Here is a 2,950-nt window from a genome sequence, read left to right as displayed (position 1 = left end):
GACGACCTGCTTGCCCGCGCTGCCGGCGAGGTGGCCGTAGAAGGCGGCGAAGAGGATCAGACCGGAGACCAGCTGGACCGGCCAGGTCCACAGGGAGCGGCGCCAGCCGAGCGCGAGGGCGGCCAGTCCGAAGAGGTTGCCGATCATGTCCGACCAGAGGATGTGCTGGCCGAAGAGGGTGAAGGCCTCGGTGTTGAGCGCGTTCACGCGCCTGCCTCCTGTCCGGCCGTGAGCAGCCGCTCGACGTACTTGGCGATGACGTCGACCTCGAGGTTGACCGGGTCGCCGGGCTGCTTGTGGCCGAGCGTGGTCAGGGCGAGCGTGGTGGGGATGAGGCTGACGGTGAAATGCTCGGGGCCCGCTTCGACCACGGTGAGGCTGATGCCGTCGACCGTGATGGAGCCCTTCTCCACGACATAGCGGGAGAGGCCGGCGGGGAGCGAGATCTTCACGATCTCCCAGTGCTCGGACGGGATACGGGCGAGCACCTCACCGGAGCCGTCGACGTGGCCCTGCACGATGTGGCCGCCGAGGCGGGCGCCGACGGCGGTGGGGCGTTCGAGGTTGACGCGGGAGCCGACTGCGAGGGCACCGAGGCTGGAGCGCTTGAGGGTCTCTGCCATCACGTCGGCGGTGAACTCGTCACCCTCGTGGTCGACCACGGTGAGACAGACGCCGTTGACGGCGATGGAGTCGCCGTGCCGCGCGCCTTCGGTGACGACGGGGCCACGGAGCCGGAAACGTGAGGCGTCGCCGAGGTTCTCGACGGCGGTGACCTCGCCCAGCTCTTCCACGATTCCGGTGAACACGTCCCCGGTCCTCCTGCCTCTTCGGGCACGGACTCCGGGGGCCGGTCGATGACGACGGCATGGACGAGGGGAATGCACCGGGTCACGACGCCGAGAGGGACCCGTCCCGAGGGACGAGACCTGATACGGCGGCGTGCATGGTGATGCCCGCCCGCCGCGCACTGCCTCCCATCCGGACTTTAACCGTCGGTCCAGGAATTTCACCTGGTCAACCGGCCGCTGGAAGCGACCGGGTCGCGGACTGTAACCGCCGGTTCGGACTTTCACCGACCCCGGAGTGCGCTGCTTCTGGTACACCGCAAGTCTGCCACGCCCGCCGGTCGGCCATACAGAGGACCGGTGTGGGCTGCCTCACAGGCACACCATGCGGGTGAATACTCAGCACAACACCCTCGGATCACAAGGGAATTGAGCTTGGTCCGGACCTATTGACCGGAGTGGTCTAGTCCTTTTAGGGTGCGACCGGACCCGGCGGCGGTGACGAAGGCCCTTGCCCGCCGCCGGGTCACCCCAGCCGATGTCACATCCGCCGGGGCGGAGCCGTCCTGGTCGTGGGGCGTGCCGAACGGGCCGCCCCGGACCTTCGGGAAGGCGAGCGGCATGACCACGATCCTGGTGACGGGCGGCACCGGCACACTCGGCCGGCTGGTGACGGAGAAGCTGCGGGCGGACGGCCACGACGTACGGGTGCTCAGCCGGCACAGCGAGCCGTACGCGGTCGATCTGCGCAAGGGCGGGCCCGCGCTGGACGCGGCCCTGGCGGGCGTGGAGACCGTGGTGCACTGCGCCAGCTCGCCGAACGGCGGCGACGAGAAGGCCGCGGGCCATCTGATCCCGGCCGCGCGGCGGGCCGGGGTGGCGCACCTGGTGTACATCTCCATCGTCGGCGTGGACCGGGTGCCGCTGCCCTACTACCGCGCCAAGCTCGCGGTGGAGCGCCGGATCGAGGAGTCCGGGCTCGGCTGGACGGTGCTGCGCGCGACCCAGTTCCACGACCTCATGGCCACCTTTCTCGGCACGCTCACCGCACCCCCACTGGCCCTCCTCCCGGCCGCCCTGTCCGACCAGCCGGTGGAGGTCTCCGAAGTAGCCGCCCGCCTGGCGGAATTGGCCCTCACGACCCCCTCGGGCCGCGTTCCCGACATGGGCGGCCCCGAGATCCGCTCCGTCCCCTCCCTGGCCCGTGCCTATCTCGACGCCAAGGGCAGACACCGCCGCCTGCTGGAGGTCCCCCTGTTCGGCCGGACGTACGGCGCCTTCCGCGCGGGCGGCCACCTGGCACCGGAACAGGCGGTGGGCAAGGGGACGTTCGAGGAGTACTTGGCGCGTCGGTTCGGCTGACGTTGCCGGGCGCCGGAAATACGGCGCGGTCAAGGGTGCCGTAAACGGCTCTTCGGTGGCCGCGGCCTGCTGGCTACGTTGTCATCGGCGGGCGATCCCCCGCCCGCCGACGGAGAGGGTGGTCCGCGTGGTGGTCGCGTCGGCGGGCGTGGCACTGGTCCTGGCGTGGTCGGTCACCGTACTGGTCCGCCGCGACCGGCGCCGGTCGCCCAGCAGCCCCGAGGGCCGGCGGATCGAGGCCGCGGCGACTCGGGGGCTCCGCGACGCCCGGCGCCAGGCCCACGTCTTCCACCACTTCAATGACATCAACGGGGTGAGCGCCCTGCGGGACCGCGACTGAGCCTTCCTACGGCCCGAACAGCTCGTCCTGCGCCCGGTCACGGGCCGTCAGCAGGGCCCCCCGCAGCACCGCCGCACCCCCCAGGGCGCCGGCCCGCACCTCGGTGGCCAGCGGCGACATCCGGCCCAGCCGTGCGCCGACCCGCGCCGCGAGCACCTCTCCCCCGGCCTGGCCGACCTCGCCCCCGAGCACCACACAGCCGGGGTCGAGGATCGCGGTGACGGCGGCGGCGCCGATGGCGAGGCGGTCGGCGAGGGCGTCGAGGAAGCGGGCGGCGGGTGAACCGGCCCCGGCATCCGCCGTGTCCACCTCGGCGGCAGGCCGGTCGCGCTCGCCGCCGACGGCCGAATCCACGTCCGCCCCGGCGGCAGCCGAAGCCCTGTCCGCCTCCACCGCCGCGACCGCCTCCGCGACCACTCGCGCGGCACCGGGCCCGTCCGGCGGACCCCCCACCGCCAGC

At 72.3% G+C, this 2,950-nt stretch carries 5 protein-coding genes and 1 riboswitch; of the genes, 2 read left to right on the top strand and 3 right to left on the bottom strand.

What is annotated here, in order from left to right; translation table 11 throughout:
* Window positions 1–207: nicotinamide mononucleotide transporter (locus tag GT030_RS23830; protein WP_161202850.1), on the bottom strand; the 207-nt coding region annotated here is incomplete at its 3' end.
* Window positions 204–809, bottom strand: coding sequence for a riboflavin synthase (locus GT030_RS23825; protein WP_161202849.1), 606 nt, complete (start codon window positions 807–809; stop codon window positions 204–206). The genes GT030_RS23825 and GT030_RS23830, both read right to left, overlap by 4 nt.
* Window positions 810–963: 154 nt before the next feature.
* Window positions 964–1,094: riboswitch (FMN riboswitch) on the bottom strand.
* Window positions 1,095–1,409: 315 nt separating this feature from the next.
* On the opposite strand from GT030_RS23825, the gene GT030_RS23820 reads away from it, so the two are divergent.
* Window positions 1,410–2,150 (top strand): NAD(P)H-binding protein, encoded by a 741-nt coding sequence (locus GT030_RS23820; protein WP_161202848.1) that lies wholly within the window; start codon window positions 1,410–1,412, stop codon window positions 2,148–2,150.
* A 127-nt stretch (window positions 2,151–2,277) separates the two neighbouring features.
* Entirely contained in the window at window positions 2,278–2,490 is a 213-nt protein-coding gene (locus GT030_RS23815; protein WP_161202847.1) for a hypothetical protein, read from the top strand.
* Window positions 2,491–2,496: 6 nt separating this feature from the next.
* Here GT030_RS23815 and GT030_RS36690 read toward each other — a convergent pair.
* On the bottom strand, window positions 2,497–2,950 hold a 454-nt coding region (locus tag GT030_RS36690; protein WP_237522770.1), incomplete at its 5' end, for an ROK family protein.

It is taken from the genome of Streptomyces sp. SID1328, from assembly GCF_009865595.1.
In the GTDB taxonomy this organism is placed as follows: Bacteria; Actinomycetota; Actinomycetes; order Streptomycetales; family Streptomycetaceae; genus Streptomyces; species Streptomyces griseoluteus.
This window is presented reverse-complemented; position numbering and strand designations above follow the sequence as displayed.